This window comes from Hahella sp. CR1 (assembly GCF_029813005.1).
Classification (GTDB): domain Bacteria; phylum Pseudomonadota; class Gammaproteobacteria; order Pseudomonadales; family Oleiphilaceae; genus Hahella.
Genome location: NZ_JAPELK010000009.1, coordinates 264,127 through 285,921, shown reverse-complemented (window position 1 = coordinate 285,921; position 21,795 = coordinate 264,127). Strand labels below are relative to the sequence as shown.

General features: G+C 48.5%; 17 protein-coding genes. 5 read left to right on the top strand and 12 right to left on the bottom strand.

What is annotated here, in order from left to right:
- Window positions 1-46 precede the first annotated feature (46 nt).
- From ONV78_RS21860 to ONV78_RS21835, 6 genes are all read right to left on the bottom strand, one after another.
- Window positions 47-661, bottom strand: coding sequence for a sulfoxide reductase heme-binding subunit YedZ (locus ONV78_RS21860; RefSeq protein WP_279506360.1), 615 nt, complete (start codon window positions 659-661; stop codon window positions 47-49).
- A gap of 1 nt (window position 662) precedes the next feature.
- Window positions 663-1,673 (bottom strand): protein-methionine-sulfoxide reductase catalytic subunit MsrP, encoded by a 1,011-nt coding sequence (gene msrP, locus ONV78_RS21855; RefSeq protein WP_279506358.1) that lies wholly within the window; start codon window positions 1,671-1,673, stop codon window positions 663-665.
- 79 nt (window positions 1,674-1,752) lie between these two features.
- Complete coding sequence (gene pssA, locus ONV78_RS21850; RefSeq protein WP_279506356.1) at window positions 1,753-2,592, bottom strand: CDP-diacylglycerol--serine O-phosphatidyltransferase; 840 nt, start codon at window positions 2,590-2,592, stop codon at window positions 1,753-1,755.
- Between the two features lie 118 nt (window positions 2,593-2,710).
- Window positions 2,711-3,727, bottom strand: coding sequence for a ketol-acid reductoisomerase (gene ilvC, locus ONV78_RS21845; protein ID WP_279506355.1), 1,017 nt, complete (start codon window positions 3,725-3,727; stop codon window positions 2,711-2,713).
- 40 nt (window positions 3,728-3,767) lie between these two features.
- A complete protein-coding gene (gene ilvN, locus ONV78_RS21840) occupies window positions 3,768-4,259 on the bottom strand; it encodes an acetolactate synthase small subunit (RefSeq protein ID WP_216739944.1) in 492 nt (163 codons plus the stop codon).
- Window positions 4,260-4,264: 5 nt separating this feature from the next.
- Window positions 4,265-5,980 (bottom strand): acetolactate synthase 3 large subunit, encoded by a 1,716-nt coding sequence (locus ONV78_RS21835; protein WP_279506371.1) that lies wholly within the window; start codon window positions 5,978-5,980, stop codon window positions 4,265-4,267.
- A 449-nt stretch (window positions 5,981-6,429) separates the two neighbouring features.
- Between ONV78_RS21835 and ONV78_RS21830 the strand changes: the two genes are divergently transcribed.
- Complete coding sequence (locus ONV78_RS21830) at window positions 6,430-6,873, top strand: DUF4124 domain-containing protein (RefSeq protein ID WP_279506353.1); 444 nt, start codon at window positions 6,430-6,432, stop codon at window positions 6,871-6,873.
- 28 nt (window positions 6,874-6,901) lie between these two features.
- Here the strand turns inward: ONV78_RS21830 and clpB are convergent, their stop codons facing one another.
- From clpB to rluD, 3 genes are all read right to left on the bottom strand, one after another.
- Window positions 6,902-9,481 (bottom strand): ATP-dependent chaperone ClpB, encoded by a 2,580-nt coding sequence (gene clpB / locus ONV78_RS21825; protein ID WP_279506351.1) that lies wholly within the window; start codon window positions 9,479-9,481, stop codon window positions 6,902-6,904.
- 152 nt (window positions 9,482-9,633) lie between these two features.
- On the bottom strand, window positions 9,634-10,398 hold the full coding sequence (pgeF, locus tag ONV78_RS21820) for a peptidoglycan editing factor PgeF (RefSeq protein WP_279506348.1): 765 nt from the start codon (window positions 10,396-10,398) through the stop codon (window positions 9,634-9,636).
- Window positions 10,399-11,358, bottom strand: coding sequence for a 23S rRNA pseudouridine(1911/1915/1917) synthase RluD (gene rluD, locus ONV78_RS21815; RefSeq protein WP_279506346.1), 960 nt, complete (start codon window positions 11,356-11,358; stop codon window positions 10,399-10,401).
- Between rluD and ONV78_RS21810 the strand changes: the two genes are divergently transcribed.
- On the top strand, window positions 11,350-12,315 hold the full coding sequence (locus ONV78_RS21810) for an outer membrane protein assembly factor BamD (protein WP_279506345.1): 966 nt from the start codon (window positions 11,350-11,352) through the stop codon (window positions 12,313-12,315). The two genes, rluD and ONV78_RS21810, sit on opposite strands and share 9 nt — an antisense overlap.
- A 68-nt stretch (window positions 12,316-12,383) precedes the next feature.
- On the opposite strand, the gene ONV78_RS21805 is transcribed toward ONV78_RS21810, so the two are convergent.
- A complete protein-coding gene (locus ONV78_RS21805; protein ID WP_279506343.1) occupies window positions 12,384-14,012 on the bottom strand; it encodes an NAD+ synthase in 1,629 nt (542 codons plus the stop codon).
- Between the two features lie 169 nt (window positions 14,013-14,181).
- Here ONV78_RS21805 and ONV78_RS21800 point away from each other — a divergent pair, with 169 nt between their 5' ends.
- From ONV78_RS21800 to ONV78_RS21790, 3 genes are all read left to right on the top strand, one after another.
- A complete protein-coding gene (locus ONV78_RS21800) occupies window positions 14,182-15,771 on the top strand; it encodes a HAMP domain-containing sensor histidine kinase (RefSeq protein WP_279506341.1) in 1,590 nt (529 codons plus the stop codon).
- Between the two features lie 11 nt (window positions 15,772-15,782).
- A complete protein-coding gene (locus ONV78_RS21795; protein ID WP_279506340.1) occupies window positions 15,783-17,141 on the top strand; it encodes a sigma-54 dependent transcriptional regulator in 1,359 nt (452 codons plus the stop codon).
- Between the two features lie 130 nt (window positions 17,142-17,271).
- Window positions 17,272-17,820, top strand: coding sequence for a GspH/FimT family pseudopilin (locus ONV78_RS21790; RefSeq protein ID WP_279506339.1), 549 nt, complete (start codon window positions 17,272-17,274; stop codon window positions 17,818-17,820).
- Window positions 17,821-17,876: 56 nt separating this feature from the next.
- Here the strand turns inward: ONV78_RS21790 and ONV78_RS21785 are convergent, their stop codons facing one another.
- Complete coding sequence (locus ONV78_RS21785) at window positions 17,877-18,371, bottom strand: type IV pilin protein (protein ID WP_279506338.1); 495 nt, start codon at window positions 18,369-18,371, stop codon at window positions 17,877-17,879.
- Between the two features lie 12 nt (window positions 18,372-18,383).
- A complete protein-coding gene (locus tag ONV78_RS21780) occupies window positions 18,384-21,785 on the bottom strand; it encodes a PilC/PilY family type IV pilus protein (protein ID WP_279506336.1) in 3,402 nt (1,133 codons plus the stop codon).
- Window positions 21,786-21,795 lie beyond the last annotated feature (10 nt).

The following is a 21,795-nucleotide window of genomic DNA, read 5'->3' as shown; positions in this document are numbered from 1 at the left end:
TTTTCTTCCAAAAAACTTAAGGATCGCATCACTGCATACAAATCAATCAATTAAGCGCGGTTCCTCGCGCTCTGCTGGCGGAGCCAAAACGGCGATAGGCTGGGCGCATCACGAGAAGCAATGCCAATATAAATGCATACGTAAATGGCTCAGTGTAATCAGCTCTAGCCAGCCAAATAAAGTGTACAACCGCGAGAACGCCACTTAGATAAACCAGCTTGTGTAACTTCTTCCAGTTTCTTCCTAATTTACGGACCATGAGTTTAGGAGATGTCGCAGCAAGCATCACCAAAATCACAAAAGCCACAAAGCCTACTGTTATATAAGGACGTTTAGTTATTTCTTGGACAAAGTTTTGAATGTCCAGCACCAGCAAAAACCCCGCAGTAAAGTGCAATGTCGCATAGAACCAGGAATAGAGCCCCAGCATTCTTCGAAAGCGAACCAACCAACGCAGCTTTAACCATTGATTTACTGGAGTGACCGCAAGCGTTATCAACAGGAAGTTCAAAGCCCAAAGGCCTGAAAAACGCGTAATCGCTTCGCCGGGATCCGGCCCTAAGTCTCGGGATACAATCCGATAGATCAAATACGCTAGCGGCCCTAGAGACACTAAAAATATTCCCCACCAGCGGGCAATGCCCCACTTATCCGCCGCCATATTAGTAATTCTTCCTTAGATCCAAGCCCGTATAAAGACTCGCAACCTCATCCGCATAGCCATTGAACATTAGGGTATCTATGCGTTTAGGGCCAAAGAGGCCTCCAGGTAAACGCCGCTCACTCTTCTGACTCCAGCGGGGATGATCAACACTGGGATTTACGTTGGCGTAAAAGCCATACTCATTGGGAGCTAAAGCATTCCACGTTGTATACGGCTCATCCCTCATGAACTTAATCCCAACTATCGACTTAATACTTTTAAAGCCGTATTTCCATGGCGTCACCAAGCGTATCGGGGCGCCGTTTTGATTAGGGAGGATTTTGCCGTAAAGACCAACTGCAGCCAGGGTAAGAGGATGCATTGCCTCGTCAATTCTCAACCCTTCTCTATAAGGCCACTCAATGCTGCTGAACAGTGAGCGCTGCCCCGGCATTTGCTCTGGTCTGACCACCGCCTCAAAAGCGACATACTTCGCATTAGAATTAGGCTCAAACTTTTTCAGAATAGTCGCCATGGGTATTCCCACCCAAGGAATCACCATAGACCATGCCTCGACACAGCGCAGACGATACACACGCTCTTCCAGCTGACTTTCTTTGACAAGGTCTTCAAGTTGATAGCTTCCGGGCTTTCCGCATTCGCCATCTACTTTGATAGACCATGGCTGAATATCCAACTGCTCCGCATATCTGGACGGATCAGTTTTATCAGTGCCAAACTCATAAAAGTTGTTGTAGCGAAGAATGTCTTCGTAGGGAGTTTGCTCCTCAGTAGTGCTGAAAGGCCCAGCTTTAATATTTTGAAACTGGGGGGCCACCAACTGTTCCCATGCTTGTCTTGAAGGAGTAACCGCCGCACTCGCAGAACTCGTGCAACCAATGAGTGACCCAGCAGCGGAGCTTGATACCGCCGCAACCGCCACGCCCCTCATAAAACTACGGCGTGACAGGTAGACTTTTTCGTCGGTTATCTCTGATGAGGGAATGTCTGAAGAGGTTTTGATGAGCATTGAAGCGGTCCTTCCAACAAGGTGTAACAACTAAATCATTAATTCACACCAAGGTTAGACCGCAGGGATCAGAAAAAATTCAACTGGCCTGCCGTTTCTTTTTTCTCCAGCGCTGCAGCGCCTGGAATGGTCCTGAAACGGTGTACAGCAAAAAACCACCCAACAACACTTGCGCAGGAGCCGTGGCAATGACCGCGTAGATTAATACAACGACCAGTATGGCGACAAAAGGCACTCGTCCCTTGAGGTCGAATTCCTTAAAGCTATAAAAGAGAATGTTGCTGACCATCAGCACGCCCGCGCCAGCGACAATCAGCACTGCGCCGTATGACAGCCAAATGGAATGCTCCAGTGTGTGCAACGTCCAAACCGTTCCTGCAACGACTGCCGCAGCAGAGGGGCTGGGCAAACCAACAAAATACTTTTTATCCACTGACCCTATTTGGGTATTAAATCTGGCCAATCGCAATGCTGCGCCGGCCACGTATATAAAAGCAGCGACCCAGCCGATCTTTCCAAGGTCAGACAATGTCCACGTGAAGGCCACTAGCGCAGGGGCCACACCAAAGGCCACCATATCAGCCAAACTGTCGTATTCGGCGCCGAACGCGCTTTGCGTGTTAGTCAGGCGCGCCACTCGCCCGTCCAAGCCATCGAGAATCATACAAATGAATATCGCAATAGCGGCATTCTCAAAGTTTCCATGCATTGCGGCGACAATAGCGTAAAAGCCTGAAAACAAGGATCCTGTAGTAAAAAGATTGGGCAACAGGTATACCCCTCTCCGCCGCACCTTGGCCCCACCAACAACTTCTTCTTCAACGACTTCAGCACCAGCAACGGTTTCATCTTTTTTGCGGGAAGCATCAGCCTTGATGTCAGCAAGCTCGACTTCTTTTTTAGAGTTTGAAGAGGTCATATATCACTCAATAATTTCCAATAGAGCAAACAACTATACATGAGAGCAGGATTAGACAACCAGCCCCAAAAAAAACGCGGCATACGCCGCGTTTTCAGGTCTGTGGCATTATCGCCGATTAGTTTTTGGACTTATCTACGATTTTATTCGACGCGATCCAAGGCATCATGCTACGCAGCTTTTCGCCCACTTGCTCGATAGGGTGAGCTGCGTTATTACGACGATAAGCGGTCATTGATGGGTAGTTATGAGCGCCTTCAGCGATGAACATTTTGGCGTATTCGCCATCCTGGATGCGTTTCAGCGCATTGCGCATAGCCGCTCTGGACTGATCATTGATAACCTCAGGACCAGTGACATACTCACCATATTCCGCATTGTTGGAAATGGAGTAGTTCATGTTGGCGATACCGCCTTCGTACATCAGGTCAACAATAAGCTTCAACTCATGCAGACACTCGAAGTACGCCATCTCTGGCGCATAACCTGCTTCAACCAGCGTTTCGAAACCAGCTTTCACCAACTCTACAGCGCCACCGCACAGCACAGCTTGCTCACCAAACAGGTCAGTTTCGGTTTCATCTTTGAAGGTAGTTTCGATGATACCGGTACGCCCCCCACCAACACCGCTCGCATAGGAAAGAGCCAAGTCTTTCGCTGAACCAGAAGCGTCCTGGAAAATAGCGATCAGATCAGGAATGCCGCCGCCTTTTACGAACTCAGAGCGAACTGTATGCCCTGGAGCCTTGGGGGCGATCATAATGACATCCAGATCTGCGCGCGGCACGATTTGGTTGTAATGAATACTGAAACCATGAGCAAACGCCAGCGTTGCGCCACTCTTAAGATTCGGCTCGATTTCTGACTTGTATAGTTTCGACTGGAACTCGTCTGGTGTCAGAATCATTACGACATCTGCGCCAGCGACAGCTTCCGCCACTTCCTTAACTGCAAGTCCTGCGTTTTCAGCTTTGGCCCAGGAACCGGAACCCTTACGTAAACCAACGCATACATCAACACCGGAGTCCTTCAGGTTATTAGCATGCGCATGACCTTGAGAGCCGTAGCCAATAACTGCAACTTTCTTGCCTTGGATGATGGAAAGGTCACAATCTTTATCGTAATAAACTTGCATTTTATTCACCTATTTCTGTGCGCGCTCGCGCCCTTACTCGTTAAACTGATAATGTTTTTTCACCGCGCGCAATACCGGAAACCCCGCTGCGCACGACTTCTAACACGCTGCTCTTCCCAATCGCCTGGATAAAAGCATCTAATTTGTCACTATCTCCGGTTAATTGAACGGTATAGACCGTACTGGACACGTCAACAATCTGTCCCCGGAAGATATCAGCCGTTCTCTTTATTTCGGCCCTTAATGCGCCACTCGCTTTCAGCTTGATCAACATCAGCTCGCGTTCAATATGGGCGCCTTCTGTCAGATCGACCACCTTCACGACTTCAACCAACTTGTTAAGTTGCTTGGTAATCTGCTCAATGACCCGATCGGAGCCAATTGTGGTGACAGTCAACCTGGAAAGTGTTGGGTCCTCTGTTGGAGCCACCGTCAGCGTTTCAATGTTGTAATTCCGTTGCGAAAACAGTCCTACCACTCGGGACAGCGCGCCAGGCTCATTCTCCAATAGCATTGATATGATTCGACGCATGCCGTTTACACCCTCTCCGTTTTGCTTAGCCACATGTCTTTCATTGCGCCACGCGCCACCTGCATCGGGTAAACGTGCTCATGAGGGTCAACATATATATCGACAAACACCAGACGGTCTTTCATTGCGAAAGCTTTTCTTAAACCTTCCTCTAGTTCTTCCGGCTTACGAATGGTAATCCCGACATGCCCATAAGCTTCCGCCAACGCCATGAAGTCCGGCAAAGACTCCATATAGGACTGTGAATGACGCGCCTCGTAATTCATGTCCTGCCACTGACGAACCATTCCCAAGGAGCGGTTGTTCAGGTTGATAATCTTTATCGGAAGATTGAACTGTTTGCAGGTTGAGAGCTCTTGAATATTCATTTGAATACTGCCCTCACCCGTCACGCACACGACCTCTTCTTCAGGAAAGCTCAGCTTGACGCCCATCGCCGCAGGCAAACCGAATCCCATGGTTCCCAGGCCGCCAGAGTTAATCCAGCGATTGGGTTTATTGAAGCGGTAATACTGCGCAGTAAACATCTGGTGCTGGCCAACGTCAGTGGTGACATAGGCATTGCCTCCCGTGATCTTGCACAGCATTTCAATTACCTGCTGCGGCTTGAGCATCTCGCTGTCGTCAGTGCGATAGCGTCCACCGTGGTAGGCGCGCCATTCATTAATCTGTTTCCACCATGACGATAGCGCTTCTTTATCTGGACGTGAGTTGTCCTCTTTCACAAACGCAATCATATCGCGCAATACGGAAACGGCTGGTCCGACAATAGGAACATCGACCTGAACGGTTTTTGAGATAGATGCTGGATCGATATCTACATGGATAATCTTGGCGCCAGGACAGAATTTTTCCGTCGCATTGGTGACGCGATCATCAAATCGCGCGCCGACAGCCACAATCAAGTCGCTATGGTGCATAGCCATGTTAGATTCATAGCTACCGTGCATTCCAAGCCAGCCAAGGCTATGCTTGTCATCCGCAGGAAATCCGCCAATGCCCATCAAAGTAGTGGTGACGGGAAAATTCAACTGGTGCGACAGATCAACCAACTCTTTTGAGGCATGCCCCAAAACGATACCACCGCCTGCATATATGATGGGGCGTTTCGCCGCCAACATCATATCTACAGCTTTTCTAATCTGCCCTGCATGCCCACGGGTAGGCGGACTGTATGAACGCATTTTCACCTTTTTGGGGTATACGTACTCGTACCTCTCGTTAGGCGTAGTCATATCCTTAGGAATATCGACTACAACCGGTCCAGGACGACCAGTAGAGGCCAGATAGAAGGCTTTTTTCAATACGACGGGGATTTCGCTAGGGTCTCTGACGCTCAGGTTATGCTTCACGACAGGACGAGAAACGCCCATCATGTCAGTCTCCTGAAAAGCATCTTCGCCAATAAGCGTGGAAGGAACCTGCCCGCACAACACCACCATAGGAATTGAATCCATGTAGGCGGTTGCAATGCCTGTCACAGTATTGGTGGCGCCAGGACCTGAAGTCACCAGAACAACGCCTGGCTTGCCTGTCGCCCGAGCATAACCATCCGCCATATGAGCGGCTGCTTGCTCATGTCTCACCAGGATATGCTTTACTTTATTTTGGCGAAACAGTGCGTCATATATATGAAGCACCGCACCGCCAGGATATCCGTATATGTATTCGATACCCTCGTCTTGCAGAAAGCGCACGATCATATCGGCGCCGGATAACATTTCTGCCGTCACGTCTTCCTCTCTTAATACGCGCAGAATGCGTCAGCGCGAATTAGGGCTGGTTGCTAATAACTTCCACTCAAATATAGACCCAAAAGGATACATATGGTGGACGCCGCCACACTAGCTGTTTATCGCGAGAGGTTATCTCTTGACTTGCTCACACATGCCTGTTGGGCATTTACTCAAAGACTGCTCCTGGTGTTAGGAGTCTGTGGTCTGCAGATATCGTGTGGTCATGATCGTTCGTAGCTTTGTTGGTTTTGCCGTAAAAGTTACGTCGATGTTCGAGCAATCGACAATTCTGACATCCCATCCGTCTCTGTCAATAGAAAATGCGCAATTCAAGGCTCCCGCGGCTTTACCAACGCTGCGCTTTCATCTATCTTTCCGGTATTATGTACTCTCTGTTGTTTATGAATTTCAGTGGCTTGGAGATCCTTGATTTTATGCGTACAGCCATCTTTTCTATTTTTCTGTTAAGTATCAGCTCTCTGTCCTTTGCCAGCGGCGTTTATAAGTGGACCGATGAGAATGGCGTTATTCACTATTCTGACAAAAAGCCAGATTTTAAAGCCAGTTCAGAGATTAATGTACAGACAGGCTCCCAAACAAAAGATAGACAATCTCTGCAAGACCAAGATCAAAAGCTAAATGACCAACAAGAATTGGAGCGCCTGCGAGAACAGCAAGCTAGTGAAAATGCTGTCGCAGCTGAAGAACAAAAAGAAATCTGCAAAACGCTTAAATCAAACTTAGAAACTTTGAATAATTCAGCGCGTATTCGCCAAAAGCAGGAAGATGGCACTGAGCGGTTTATGACCCCCGAAGAAATCTTACAACAACGTAAAGACACGCAGGCCCGTGTCGATAAGGAATGCGGAGGGCAATAAGCCCTCCTCACCCTCGCTGAATATCGAGCTATTTTCTACTGAACATCAGCTTACCATTTTTCACTTCCGCCCCAATCGTATCCCCACGCTGAAACTCACCATTAAGAATCGATTGTGCTAATGGGTTCTCTACTCGTTGCTGTATCGCCCGTTTCAGCGGGCGGGCTCCATAGATAGGGTCAAAGCCAACTTCCGCCAGCGTCGCCATAGCTTCGGCGCTCAGTTCAACTTTAAGGTCCTGCTCTTGCAAGCGGCGATTCAAGATTTCCAGCTGTATCAGGGCAATGCCGCGAATCTGTTCAGCGGTCAACGGATGGAAGACGACCACTTCGTCGATTCGGTTAATGAACTCTGGACGGAAATGCCTGCCAACCACTTCCAACACGGCATCTTTTATTTCGTCGTAGTTTTCATCCTGTCCGCCCATCGCCTGAATCAGGTCAGACCCCAGATTAGAAGTCATAACAATGACTGTATTGCGGAAGTCTACAGTACGCCCCTGTCCATCCGTCAGGCGACCATCTTCCAACACTTGCAGCAGAATATTGAATACGTCAAGATGCGCCTTTTCTACTTCATCCAAAAGCAATACAGAGTATGGCTTACGTCTGACGGCTTCAGTCAGGTACCCTCCCTCTTCATAGCCCACATAGCCAGGAGGAGCGCCAATTAATCTAGCGACGGAATGCTTCTCCATAAACTCCGACATATCGATGCGCACCATCGCTTCTTCAGTGTCAAACAAGAAGCTCGCCAGGGACTTGCAAAGCTCTGTTTTACCGACTCCTGTCGGCCCCAAAAACAGGAATGAACCGTTCGGGCGATTAGGATCGCTAAGGCCGGCTCTTGAGCGACGCACAGCATTGGCGACCGCAACGACAGCCTCGTCTTGCCCGATAACGCGCTGATGCAATGCTTCTTCCATGCGCAACAGTTTCTCACGCTCGCCCTCAAGCATTTTGGCGACAGGAATACCGGTCCATTTGGAGACTATTTCGGCAATTTCCTCTTCAGAAACCTTATTGCGTAGCAAGCGCATTTCCAGCATTTCGGCTTGGCTCGCCATATCCAGCTGCTTCTCCAGTTCAGGAATCCGCCCATATTGAAGCTCCGACATTCTAGTCAGGTCGCCCTGTCTGCGGGCATTTTCCAAGTCCACACGGGCTTGCTCCAGCTGGCTCTTGATTTGCTGCGTACCTTGTAGCGCCGCTTTCTCAGAGCTCCACACCTCTTCAAGATCCGCAAATTCCTTTTCCATCTCATCAATTTGCGTATTCAGCTCATCCACACTTTTTTTGGATGCGGCATCTTTCTCTTTTTTCAGTGCTTCTCGCTGCATCTTTAGCTGAATCAAGCGGCGCTCTAGTCGATCCAGCGGCTCGGGTTTGGAATCTATCTCCATCCGGATCTGACTGGCGGCTTCGTCGACCAAATCTATAGCTTTGTCAGGCAGCTGACGATCTGCAATGTAGCGATGCGACAACTTCGCCGCAGCGATAATGGCGCTGTCAGTGATTTCAACGCCATGGTGAACTTCGTAACGTTCCTTCAAACCTCTCAATATCGCAATGGTGTCCTCAACATTCGGTTCATCCACCAACACTTTTTGAAAGCGACGCTCCAAAGCGGCGTCCTTTTCAATGAACTCACGGTATTCATCCAATGTGGTGGCTCCGACACAATGCAGCTCGCCGCGGGCCAACGCAGGCTTTAACATATTGCCCGCATCCATCGCGCCCTCCGCCTTACCCGCGCCAACCATGGTATGGAGCTCATCAATGAATAAGATAATCTGCCCTTCTTGCTTCGCAAGCTCGTTAAGCACCCCCTTCAGGCGCTCCTCAAACTCGCCGCGGAATTTGGCCCCCGCTATCAAAGCCCCCATATCCAGAGCCAGTACACGCTTATTTTTCAGCCCTTCAGGGACTTCACCGTTCACGATACGTTGCGCAAGTCCTTCAACAATCGCGGTTTTACCCACGCCGGGCTCACCGATTAGAACAGGGTTATTTTTGCGGCGGCGCTGCAATACCTGGATCGTTCTGCGGATTTCATCGTCCCTGCCAATAACAGGGTCCAATTTGCCTTCCGTCGCACGGGCGGTAAGGTCGATAGTGAAGCGATCAAGCGCCTGACGGCTCTCTTCCGCACCTTGGTCTTGTACTTTTTCACCGCCACGCATAGTTTCTATCGCCCTCTCCAAACTTTGTTTATCAGCGCCGCACTCTTTTAGCAGCCTTCCTACGACACCCCGATCGTCTATCGCCGCCAGAAGCACCAACTCACTGGAAATAAACTGATCGCTACGTTTCTGCGCCAGCTTGTCCGCCAGATTCAACAGCCGCCCTAAGTCGTTGGATAAATGAACATCCGCGTCAGAGCCCTGGACTTGTGGCAGCTTATCCAGTTCCTGCGCCAACATGGATTTAAAGCGAACCACGTCAACACCGGCCTGCTGTAACAGCGGCGCCGTAGAGCCTCCAGACTGGTTCAACAGTGATTGAAACAGGTGTACAGGCTCTATGAAGTTATGATCTTTACCCAAGGCAAGCGACTGGGCTTCTGATATCGCCATCTGGAGACGGCTGGTGAATTTATCAAATCGCATCTGCATTACCCCAAAATTCCGATGTTATCCGCGTGCACTATGACGCAGTTTCAATTACCGAAAATGTGGGGCCATGCTCTGAAAGCTTCAAGGCTGTGCGCTAAGAAGAGAAAGAAAGTGAACTGGATATTGACCTATCTCAAGCCATAATCCTAAGAAGAAGAGTCGAGCCAAATAGTTGACGCCATGCGTCCCGTCACGCCATCTCTGCGATAGGAGAAAAACCTGCCTGAATCCGTATAGGTGCAATAGTCGCCGCCAAAGATTTGTGCAACTCCAAGTCTGTGCAACCTAAGCCGAGCCAGAGCGTATAAGTCCGCATGCCATTTACCAGCGTTAGACGATGAAGGGATAAAGCAAGTTGCAGACTCTGGTTCTTGCGCGACAAAAGCATCCATCACCTCCTGGCCGACTTCGAAAGCCGCCTGACTGATCGCAGGACCTAGCCAAACCAGCAATTCAGTCCGTTTACTAAAGCATTTGGCTGTATTTTCCAACACCCCAGCGGCCAGCCCCCGCCATCCCGCGTGAGCCGCAGCCACTGCAGAGCCGTCAGCAGCCGCGAATAGAACGGGAAGACAGTCCGCTGTCAGGATGCAACATGCCTGCTGCGACTGAACAGTAAACGCAGCATCCGCAGTAAGTGGCTGGGGAGACCCAATACCATTCAACACAGCCACATCGACGCCATGCACCTGCTCTAACCAATGAAAGCGGTCAGCAGGCAAGTTCGCATCCGCAGCTAGAAGACGCCTGTTAATCTCGACTGCATTTGCATCGTCCCCAACATGACCACCAAGGTTCATGCTGGCGAATTCCCGCTGACTGGCTCCGCCCGCTCTCGTCGTGACCAGCGCTCTGACATTGGCAGGAACTGGCCAATCAGGTTGAATCAACTGCAGTCCAGCGACATCCATCTATGCAGCATCCTCTTCTTCCATATCCAAGCGGTTTAGCAGGCTTTTCATGTCCTCGGGCAAGTCCACCTCCCAACTCAGCACCTCACCAGTTGTTGGGTGCGATAGCTCAAGCGCTTTCGCATGCAAGGCCTGCCTGCCAAAAGAATGTAGATATTCTATAGTTTCCGATGACAGTCCTTTCGGAAGGCGTGGGCGCCCCCCATACAGCGGGTCGCCTAATATAGCGTGGTTAACATGCGCCATATGCACTCGAATTTGATGCGTTCGCCCAGTCTCCAGCTTCAGCCTCAAATGGGTAAAGCCCCGCCAGCGTCGTATCAGCCTGTAATGAGTCACCGCGTCTTTCCCCCCACGGGTCACCGCCATCTTCTGGCGACTCTGCGGATGCCTGCCAATCGCAGCGTCAACCATCCCTCCGCCAGTTAACTCGCCGTATACCACAGCCTCATACTCCCTTCCCATTTCTCTTGCCTGCAGCTGCTCGACGAGAGAACTGTGCGCAACAAGCGTTTTCGCAATGACCATCAATCCTGTCGTATCTTTGTCCAGTCGATGCACAATGCCTGCGCGGGGAAGTTCCGCCAATGCGGGACAGTGATGTAAAACTGCGTTAACCACCGTTCCGTCGCTATGGCCCGCAGCAGGATGAACGACGAAGTCCGCTTGTTTATTAATAACCAGGAGGTGCTCGTCTTCGAAAACGATATCCAGCTCAATTGGCTGCGCTTCCCAGTCACCTTGCGCTTCCAATTCAACATCCAGCTCAATCTGGTCGCCTTCAATTACCTTTTCTTTAGGTTTAACCTGCTTTCCATTGACGCGCAGGGCTCCCTGCTTAATCCAACTCTGTATCCTAGACCTTGAATATTCAGGCATTAGCTCGCTTGCAGCCATATCCAACCGCTGCTCGCCAAGCTCAGCGGGAACAATCAATGACTGTTGTATGCGATGACTCATAAATTAAATCCGTCGGCTGTGGGGTGTTGTCAAAACTATGGTTGTGGAATAATGGCGCGCCAATATTCACGAAAGCCTTGCTGCGCAAGACTGCTCTATTCCATGAAATTAGTGAAGTTTAATTCAAATATGCATCGTATTCGCGCCCTTTTTGCCATGCTGGCCTTCCTTCTGCTGACAGCATGCGCCTCCGCCCCACCAAAAGTGTTGAGTGAAAAGGAATACTACGACAAGGCCAAATCCGCTTTGGACTCAGGCAACTTTTTGGAAGCAGCGCGCCACTTGGAAGACCTGGAGACTTACCATCCATTCGGGCGCTATGCAGAGCAAGCTCAGCTCGATTTGATATACGCCCACTATAATTCTCTGAATCCAGAAAGAGCGGAGTCTGCGGCGGAGCGGTTTATCCGCCTTCACCCTGAGAGCCCTCATGTAGATTATGCCTACTACATCAAAGGGTTGGCCGCCTATTATGCAGATTTGGGCTTAGGTCCAAGATTTCTCCCCATCGACGTTAATTCCCGTGATCCAGGGCGCGCGAAAGAGGCCTTCAGAGACTTCTCCACCCTTGTCACGAACTTCCCAGACAGCCCCTATGCGGCTGACGCGGAAAAGCGCATGCTGGCGATAAAAGAACGCTTGGCCCAGTATGAAATGCATGTCGCACGTTATTACATTCGTCGCCAGGCTTACGTTGCAGCAGTAGCCCGCACTCAATACGTCGTCGAGAATTATCCTGAGACGCCTGTCGTGCCGGAAGCGTTATCTTTAATGGTAGAGCTTTACAGGTATCTGGGTATGCAGCGTCACGCCGATGACGCCTTAGTGTTGCTCGCCACCAGTTATCCAGATTACAAATCTTTCGACGCCAACATGCGCTTCAATGGCTCTGAGTTCAAAGAAGAAGATCGCAACATCAGCAGCGTCTTCGATTTTGACTTTGGTCTTGGCGACTAAGCCCTGGTTCATATGTAGAAAAGGCCGCATCAGCGGCCTTTTCTGTTTTTGTCTCCAAGAAAACTAACTCATTCCCCCAGCTTCCAGCCAGAAGTTATCGGGTAACGACGATCCCGCCCAAACCCACGCATAGTGATTCTTGCTCCTACAGGAGCCTGACGACGCTTATATTCGTTGATGTCCACCAAACGCACCACTCGATAAACCGTCTCCTTATCAAAGCCTTTCGCAACAATACCGTCAGCGCTAATGTCATGCTCAACATATAAGGACAATATTTCATCCAGAATTTCGTAGGGAGGTAAGCTGTCTTCATCTTTCTGATCTGGAGCCAGCTCAGCCGATGGTGGGCGCGTGATAACCCTTTCCGGAATAACAGGAGACAACGTATTACGGTACCAGGCAAGGCGAAACACCATAGTTTTAAATACATCTTTCAGGACGTCATAGCCCCCCGCCATATCGCCATACAGCGTGGCATAGCCCACAGCCATTTCGCTTTTATTACCCGTGGTCAGCACCAGTGCGCCAGTCTTATTCGAAATTCCCATCAGAATAACGCCACGGATTCGCGCCTGGATGTTCTCTTCCGTCGTATCGCGACCCAAACCGGCAAACAAGGGGTTTAACGCTCCCATAAACTGATCATAGATAGGCTCAATGGGAACTACATCATACTGAACGCCCAGCGCCTTCGCTTCCGCTTCTGCGTCCTCCAGACTCATCTGGGAGGTGTAGCGGAAAGGCATCATCACCGCTCTCACTCTATCAGCGCCAATCGCATCAACAGCAACCGCCAAGGTAACGGCCGAGTCAATGCCGCCAGACAAACCAATCACGACTGATTTGAACCGGTTCTTATTTACATAATCCCTTACCCCGGTCACCAACGCTTTATAGATGCTCTCCTCCACCGTCATAGCGGGCGCAGAATCGGAGACCTGTCGGCTTTCGCCGTGAATGACGTCATTTAACTCAAGCAGAAAAATCCCTTCCTCAAATTGAGGGGCGCTGAAACAGACTCTTCCATGACGATCAACCGCGAACGAGCCGCCATCAAAAATAAGTTCATCCTGGCCGCCGATCATATTCACATACAGGATCGGGACGCTATTGGTCACTGCGCGAGACTGAACAAGCGTGCGCCTTTGTTGGTGCTTAGCCATATCGTAGGGAGATGCATTGATATTGACGATAAAGTCAGCGCCTGCTGCAGCTGTCGCAGCGATAGGGGCTTCTTCCCACACATCTTCACAGATCGAAATGCCCAGATTGAAGCCTCGCCAGGGCAGAACCACAGTTTCAGAGCCCGGCTCAAAGTATCGTTTCTCGTCAAACACCTGATAATTTGGCAAACATTTCTTACGATACTTCGCCTTAATTTCGCCACCATCAATAAAGGCGGCGCAATTGAACAGCTTGCCCTGCTCCCTCCAAGGAAAGCCAATAACCAGAGCAACATCCTTCACCGAATCCAGAATCCGCTCCAAGGCTTTCTCGACTCTGACTTGCAAGCTAGCCCTCAGCAACAGATCTTCGGGCGGATAGCCGGTCAAAGTTAACTCAGGAAATATCACCAAGTCGGCGCTATATTTTGTCTTCGCCGTCTCAACGGCCTCTATGACTTTATCTACGTTGCCGGGTATATCCCCGACCAAACAGTCGATCTGTGCGAAAGCGACTTTAAGCTGCGTCATTCTGGTTACCATCTGTCACACAAACATTGGGAAAGTTTGCATTATACTGTTTTCATTAAAATTCTGAGCACTATACCGAAATAATTCCAATGCCGGACACTTCTCCGTCAACATCGAATTAAATAGACAGCTCACTTCTTCAAGGATAGTTTTGTTGCAGGCTTCGCGCATGTCTGATTTAAGCACCGATGTAGAACAAACCACCAACCGGCTATTCCGGGTTTATAACCACTATCGGGTGACGGTGGGCATCATTCTGGTGAGCGCCTTATATCTACAAAACCCATCCAGCGTCAGCCAATACCTATCGCCGTTTTACTTTGAAGTCTCTGTCATATGCTATCTGGCGATTCACGTATTTACGGGCTTTTTACTCTTAGCAGGGTTCCGTCCCGAAATACGGCACGCCATGGTGTCGGTTGTTTTAGAACTACTCTTGATCTCAGCAATGCTCTTATTCGGGACCGGCGTTTCAAGCGGCCTGGGAAATATGGTGGTCATCAGCGTCGCCGCCGGCAATATAATTTTACGAGGACAGTTAGGGACGCTGCTGGCGGCCATAGCCAGTCTGGGCGTTGTCTCCCAGGAAATATACCGAATGGTCGCACAATACAGTGACGTAGATAACGTTTTCCGAGCTGGCATTCTAGGTGTCGTGTACTTCGCCACCGCATTGCTCGTTAAAAACCTGTCGATACGCATCGCAACCACTGAAAACCTTGCGCGTAAGCGTGCGCAAAACATTCTGGAGCTTGAGCGCCTCAACCATCAGATCATACAAAGAATGTTAACCGGCATTATCGTCGCGGATGAGAACGGCGGCGTAAGAATGGCCAATCAGGCCGCACAGAGTTTGCTTAACGTCGATGAAACACATGAGTTAACCTCGTTACCCGAGGACTTGCTACTCCGATTACAGGAATGGCAGGAAGATCCAAGCAAGAAAACGACTCCTTTTCGAGGTTCGGCGATCAGAGCGCCAATACAGGCCAATTTCGCAATTTTGCAAAAAGAAGAAGGTCAGGACATCCTCATTTTCCTCGAAGATACAGGCAAAATCGCGCAACAGGCTCAGCAACTCAAATTAGCCTCACTGGGCAGACTCACTGCGGGTATAGCTCATGAAATCAGGAATCCGCTAGGCGCTGCCAGCCACGCCGCACAGTTGTTATTGGAGTCACAGGAGTTAACGCCTCCCGACAAACAAATGGCGGAGATAATTTTGCGACACGCCACCCGCATGAATGGCATCATCGAGAACGTATTAAGCCTGTCACGCAGGAAAATCAGCTCACCACAAATGCTCACTCTGATTCCCTGGCTCACGGACTTTGTGTGCGACTACACCGCCGCCGGCACACGAGACGCAGAAATTGAAATACTACCCTTAAAAGACGACATCCATGGCCGCTTTGACCCCAATCACCTCAATCAGATCCTCAATAATCTCGTGGGCAACGGCTTGCGCTACAGCAAGCTGGAAAGCGCGCGTTCCTGGGTTAAGCTAGTCGTGGGTGAAATTGAAGAGACAGGGCAAGCTTTTATTGACGTAATAGATATTGGTCCGGGCATCAATGAGGAGCAATTAAATCATCTATTTGAGCCTTTTTTCACAACTGACCCCAAAGGGACAGGCTTGGGTTTATACTTATCCAAAGAGCTATGTGAAGCTAATCAAGCGCAATTAGACTATCTCACAAGACAGGAAGGGGGCGGCTGCTTCCGCATCACCTTTCCCCATCCGAAACGAGCTATATAGAACAATCAGTTATGATAAAGAAAGTACTCATCGTTGACGACGAACCCGATATTCGCGCGTTACTGGAAATCACTTTAAGCCGCATGCAAATAGAAACACGGGCGGCTGAAAATATTACGCAAGCCAAGCAATTATTGAGCGAAGAGAGCTTCAGTCTCGTACTGACCGATATGAATATGCCGGATGGCAATGGCATCGACCTTGTCGCCCACATCCAAAAGCAGTCGTCCAATACGCCTGTAGCAGTGATTACAGCTTATGGCAGTATAGATACGGCCATTTCCGCACTAAAAGCCGGCGCCTTTGATTTTGTCTCTAAACCTGTAGATCTTGCTCGTCTGCGCGAGCTGGTTAACAGTGCATTAAAACTTCCAAAAAGTGACACCCCAAAAGCAGCCCCTCAAGTAACCCAACTGCTCGGCGAATCATCCACCATGGATAAACTTCGCGGACAAATCAGAAAGCTCGCACGCAGCCAGGCGCCGATTTATATCAGCGGCGAGTCGGGTAGCGGAAAGGAAATGGTGGCCAAATCGATCCATGAGCAAGGGCCGCGAAGCGAAGGACCCTTTGTGCCAGTCAACTGTGGCGCTATACCCAGCGAGTTAATGGAAAGTGAATTTTTCGGTCATAAGAAAGGGGCATTTACTGGTGCAGTTGAAAATAAAGTAGGGTTATTCCAAGCTGCGAATGGCGGGACGCTTTTTCTTGATGAAGTTGCTGACTTGCCTTTAACCATGCAAGTAAAACTACTGCGAGCGATTCAGGAAAAAGCTGTTCGTCCTGTTGGCGAACAAAAGGAGATTCCTATCGATGTACGCATATTGTCCGCTACTCATAAAGATTTGCACAATGAAGTAGATGAAGGCCGGTTCCGCCAAGACCTTTTTTATCGAATAAATGTCATCGAGCTGAGAGTCCCGAGCTTGCGTCAGCGAAAAGAAGACATTCCGCTTCTCGCCAATCATTTTCTAAAACAACTAGCGGATGAATGCGAAATTCCTGACGCCTCAATTAGCAAAGCGGCGATGCAGAAACTGGAGGCTTATTACTTTCCAGGTAACGTTCGCGAACTCGAAAATATTATGGAGCGCGCCTTTACCCTGTGCGAAGACGATGTCATTAACGAAGAGGACATCCATCTGCCTAAAACAGATACGGAAGGCTCCTCAACAGACGCCATGGAGCTGGATGTGCCGGAGTTCGATGAGAACAAAGTCAACCTTGAACACTTTCTCGAAAACATTGAAAAGCAAGCTATTGAGAAAGCGCTTGAAGAAACACGATGGAATAAAACAGCTGCCGCCAAAAAACTGGGCATCAGCTTTCGCGCCCTACGCTACCGCCTGAAGAAACTGGGGATGGAGTGATCCATCTCCCACGCTATAACTAACCGGGCAAAATCCAGCCTCACTGATCAAACACTAGCCAAAGGCTCAAAAATCTGCATAATACGCCTTCCGATTGGAATCGGTTTAACCACACAGAAGGAACTGAATTATGCACCGCAAGGGATTTACCCTCATTGAGCTTTTGGCTGTTATAGCTATCCTAACTATCACCGTAGGCTTTGGTTACCCTCAGTTAGCTCACTTTATACAGAAGATAAAGGCAAACTCAGCTACCAATGAGCTGCTAAGTCTAATTAACTTCACTCGTATCCAAGCCGTCACGGGTGGAAAACAAATTACTTTATGCCCCTCATCCGATGGAAACACATGCTCCAATAACTGGAATAATACTCTATATGTATTTTCTGACTCTAACTGGAATAAGAAAATTGATAAAGATGAGACCACTTACCGTGTTTTGGAGAGAAACTCGAACTACCAACTAGTTTGGAGGGGTTGGGGCGGTCAATATTATTTACGCTATCAACCAGATGGAACCACTTATCGCCAGAATGGCACATTCACACTCTGTACAGAACATAAAGAATATATTCGAGCAATAATAATTAATCGCGGCGGCAGACCTCTTGTTGCAAGAGATTCCAACAATGACGGGATAGTTGAGTTGCCCGATAATAAATCTCCGGTGTGTTCTTAGCAACACCCAAGGGTATGTCCGCCTTGTATGCGGACATACCCAACTCAATAGTCAGTTTAGCAAGAATTTTCCCAACACCATTCTCCCGCCTCGACCTCGTCAGGTGAGGCGCCTAGTCCGCCGACAACGCCACCTGCAGTATTGTTCCGATCCCAACCCCGAGAGCCCGTTGACTTCAAGACCAATATTCCATCACCAGCCTGACCATTCACAGGCTCAGCAGCCAATACATAACCAGTTGCATTTGCAGAGACAATTTTTAAATTATAAAAAGTCTGCGAGCCATCTATAGGCGACTTATTCGGAAATATCCATGGGGCCCCTGTATCCTTAGGGGCTCCACTTGTTCCTGCCGCGCCAACATAGGACGCAGAGTCCGTATAATGTCGCTCCATTGCCTGAGCAAAACCTTGGAGAGCGGCTTGCGCGTCTCTCCTCCGGCTTTTTTCGATCGAGTCCTGATACGCTGGGTATGCAAAAGCTGCAATAATTCCAATGACAGCAATAACTATCATAAGCTCGATCAGAGTGAATCCCTTATTTGCTTTCATAGTTAAATCTCTTTAGTCACGGAAATATTGTTCCCAGAATAAACGGCCTTCTTTAGGGCCAGCTCCTAAATCCACTTTTCGATCCTCTATTACTCCCTTAGTTCCGGGTGTGTATTGAATATCTCCAAGGATACCGGACTTAGAAGGCAACCCTTCCACGTACCTTTCTCCAACTTTACCTAAATCTGAAGAGTCAATCTTGCCATCGCCATTGGCGTCATAGACCGGAAACGTAGGCGCTTTCCCAGAATCATAATCAATTGACATTAACCAGCCAGTTCCCCCAAAAGAGCAATCCGTGCTTGACGGAATAATACTATTGAAGAATAGAACCTGACGTCTTAGTAATGGCTCTGAAACAACTCTCTCTCCAATTGGGCTTGCAGAAGAGGAGTCTTTAAGATCCATGTACCACCCATAATCTGGCGTAGCCCCGCTATAGTTCACATCCGCCCCTGTAATTTCACGCTGGTTTCCTGCAGTCGTTAAAGTTCTTGACTTCAGATTGCTACGACTGATCTTCGATTTCCCTGAGTCCCAGACCGCATAAAAGCTCTGTTCACGAGTAGAGTTTAGATCCGATGGTTGAAGGAATTGCCCTGTTCCAAACAAGACCAACGCGTTCGGCCTATTTGCATCGACGGTAGTTACGTTACGGTTCACCGATAACAGTGGGGCGCTAGTAATCGCTTGCTCTTCGTTGGCTGCATTCTTAGCCGTGAATAGAGGATCGCTATAAGCTAATTTCCAATTTTTTTCGCTAGCATCCGTTACATCAAATACCCACATATTTCCGCGTAAGTCGCCAGCATAAATTCTATCAACCACTTTGTCCCCATCGACATCGACCGCTCGTGGAGTAGACAATCCGTTAGAGTCCAATGTGTTATCAGTCTCTATCTTTACGTAGTCTCCCGCGCTCCAAGTGCCATCCACACCTTCTTCAATAAATACAATAAAAAGCTTTGCCTTTTCAGCATCACTATTATAACCATTACCAAATATAGCCGCCCACTTTCCGTTTTGCATCATAGCAATAGTAGGCGTGCTATATGTGTACCCAAGGTCCGCGTCATCCTTGTTGGTGAACTCCCAGAGCACGATATCGCTAGCATTATTTGCGTTTGAATATTTAGAAGGATCAGTTACATCTAAAGCAAAATACCCTCTCCCTCCAGCTCGAAGTCCACCTATTAGTACAGTACGCCAGTCTCTACTAGCGCTTGATACAGGCGAAGTTGAATCAATAAATATATCGTTTACTGCTGGAGTTAAATCAACATAAAACTTATGAACATAATCCTGACTCGCCAAATAATGTAGTCCGGCTGTTCCCGATGTAGAAGCTATCGCCTCGGGAATATACGCAAAAACTTCTTTTCCTTTATTTGTATTTGTTAGTGAAGCATTAAACCCGTGCAGCATCCCATCATTTGCACCTACGTATAGAACCTCATCTCTCTTAGTACTGGATTTAAAGCTTGAATACTTCTTGTCCACAGTTCCAAACTTAGTATTAGCAACTCCGGTATTATCGGGCCAATCCATTTGAGGAACACCAACGTAAACGGGGGTAGAGTTTACCAGATCCCCCAACTTACCACTTCTTGAACGATACTTATTAGTCGCCGCGCCTTTATTGGCATCATCGCCTCTTATATAGTTTAAAAGAGACTGCGCATCATCTGCATCATTTGTAGAGTTCCCATCGCCATCTATATCAACGCCCATATATAAATCAGCTTTCATAGTGTCGCTTAGATCAGCAAAGGTCTTAAACGCTACTCCATCGCGCACTCCGGCATTACCATTAAAAGAAAAAATGTTACGTGCGGAAGCTGTTGTAGAGTTTAAGAGGGCGCCAGCTTCCCATGCCACTTTTAGCGAAACATTCCCATCTGCATCAGTTTCTGTTTCAAAAGAACCATCTCCATTTAAAGGATATGCTTGTAGCAAGCCAGTCCAGGTTCCTGTTGTAAACTTCGCCTGAAAAACTGCACTATCTGAGCTTAATTGACTAGAGTTGAAAGCAACAGAGCCAACTGCAGCTTCCTCAGATTTGACTGTCTTGATAATGTCCTCAAAATCTTCCGCAAGCTCTGAGCTATTCAGTGCATTATAAGGGGTGCCATTATTGCTTGCCTTTGCGGCGTCAGCCATTAATTGATCACCAGCCAGACCAGTTTCAGCGAACCCTATTAAGAACGTGCGGATATTGTTCTTAGTCTGCTTTTCTTTAACCGAAGCGTCCTCTGATAAATCTGTACGAAAGTCAATGTCATATAAGGCTAGAATGACGTCATCCATGTAGTCGGAACCGTTTGGATCATATGTATAGCCGGTTGTACTTTTTTTGTCTCGATCGCTACTCCCTGTACCCGATCCATTACACCCATTAGCTGGGGTACAGTCTCCATCATAGTCACGGAGGTATGAAGAAACATCGTTATAGTCATTGGTAGGCTGACCGTCAGTCAGTGCCATTATGTAGTTTGACTGACACCAACCTTGAACAACATTCGATGGAGCCTTTAAACCGGATGCGAAGCTCGGCTGATCTGGAAATACGGAGGTAAGAGCGACCTCTTTCTCCTTTCCTGTAACACCGGGATGTATCGTTATATTAGTATTCTTGGTGCCATATGAAAAATAACGGCCGAGCTCCTGAAACGCTTCCGCTAACGGAGTCGAACCACCTGCACTTATAGAATCTATACCACTGATCAAGTTTGACTTATTTGATTTTATGTCGCCGATATTGGTAAGAATAGATGCTCCTGCACTTCCATCAAATTTGGCCAAGCCAACGCGTATATCTTCCATAGAGTTAACGAGTGCTTTTGCAGCCTCCTGCATCACTTCAACTCGCCTTTTCGCAGATGGCTTTTTCCTTTGCACATTAGAGCCAACACGAAAGCGGTCAGGGTTTCCACTTCCGTCAGAAAAATACCAGTTCAAATACTGACCGCTATACCGTCCGTACCCATAAGTTCCGCTAGCCCAATACCAATTTGAGTTAGAGTAGTCCGCGTACAATTCCGCCGAGTAGGTCTTCGAGTTATCGAAGCAATATTCTCCACTACCAGTACCAAACGTATAACGATTACCGCTTATATAGATACCAGCCTCGCCGTTTGATCTGTCTATTATAACGTCAATGTAGTATTCGTCACCTATTCGATGTCCTCTTGTGCAGTTATAGCTAAAGCTAGCTGCATCAAAAGGCGCATCCATTACAACATTCTGCATCGATCCTGAGCTGTCAAGCAGCATCATAAGATTAGGATTTAGCCGAGAAGATACAACTAGCGGATTATCTGGCAAACCCAATTTGGTCGCAAATGAAGCACTTGGTGCGACAAGCAAAAATCCCAAGGCGCTATACAGAAGTCTATTTAAATATTTATTACACATTACAACATCT

Bases quoted from the DNA above. Each gene is read 5' to 3' on its own strand.
- ONV78_RS21810 (WP_279506345.1), top strand. From the start codon at position 11,350: ATGACTCATAAATTAAATCCGTCGGCTGTGGGGTGTTGTCAAAACTAT.
- ONV78_RS21780 (WP_279506336.1), bottom strand. From the start codon at position 21,785: ATGTGTAATAAATATTTAAATAGACTTCTGTATAGCGCCTTGGGATTT.
- pssA (WP_279506356.1), bottom strand. From the start codon at position 2,592: ATGACCTCTTCAAACTCTAAAAAAGAAGTCGAGCTTGCTGACATCAAG.
- ONV78_RS21795 (WP_279506340.1), top strand. From the start codon at position 15,783: ATGATAAAGAAAGTACTCATCGTTGACGACGAACCCGATATTCGCGCG.
- ONV78_RS21830 (WP_279506353.1), top strand. From the start codon at position 6,430: ATGCGTACAGCCATCTTTTCTATTTTTCTGTTAAGTATCAGCTCTCTG.
- clpB (WP_279506351.1), bottom strand. From the start codon at position 9,481: ATGCGATTTGATAAATTCACCAGCCGTCTCCAGATGGCGATATCAGAA.
- ONV78_RS21805 (WP_279506343.1), bottom strand. From the start codon at position 14,012: ATGACGCAGCTTAAAGTCGCTTTCGCACAGATCGACTGTTTGGTCGGG.
- ilvC (WP_279506355.1), bottom strand. From the start codon at position 3,727: ATGCAAGTTTATTACGATAAAGATTGTGACCTTTCCATCATCCAAGGC.
- pgeF (WP_279506348.1), bottom strand. From the start codon at position 10,398: ATGGATGTCGCTGGACTGCAGTTGATTCAACCTGATTGGCCAGTTCCT.
- rluD (WP_279506346.1), bottom strand. From the start codon at position 11,358: ATGAGTCATCGCATACAACAGTCATTGATTGTTCCCGCTGAGCTTGGC.
- msrP (WP_279506358.1), bottom strand. From the start codon at position 1,673: ATGCTCATCAAAACCTCTTCAGACATTCCCTCATCAGAGATAACCGAC.
- ONV78_RS21800 (WP_279506341.1), top strand. From the start codon at position 14,182: ATGTCTGATTTAAGCACCGATGTAGAACAAACCACCAACCGGCTATTC.
- ilvN (WP_216739944.1), bottom strand. From the start codon at position 4,259: ATGCGTCGAATCATATCAATGCTATTGGAGAATGAGCCTGGCGCGCTG.
- ONV78_RS21790 (WP_279506339.1), top strand. From the start codon at position 17,272: ATGCACCGCAAGGGATTTACCCTCATTGAGCTTTTGGCTGTTATAGCT.
- ONV78_RS21860 (WP_279506360.1), bottom strand. From the start codon at position 661: ATGGCGGCGGATAAGTGGGGCATTGCCCGCTGGTGGGGAATATTTTTA.
- ONV78_RS21835 (WP_279506371.1), bottom strand. From the start codon at position 5,980: ATGTTATCCGGCGCCGATATGATCGTGCGCTTTCTGCAAGACGAGGGT.
- ONV78_RS21785 (WP_279506338.1), bottom strand. From the start codon at position 18,371: ATGAAAGCAAATAAGGGATTCACTCTGATCGAGCTTATGATAGTTATT.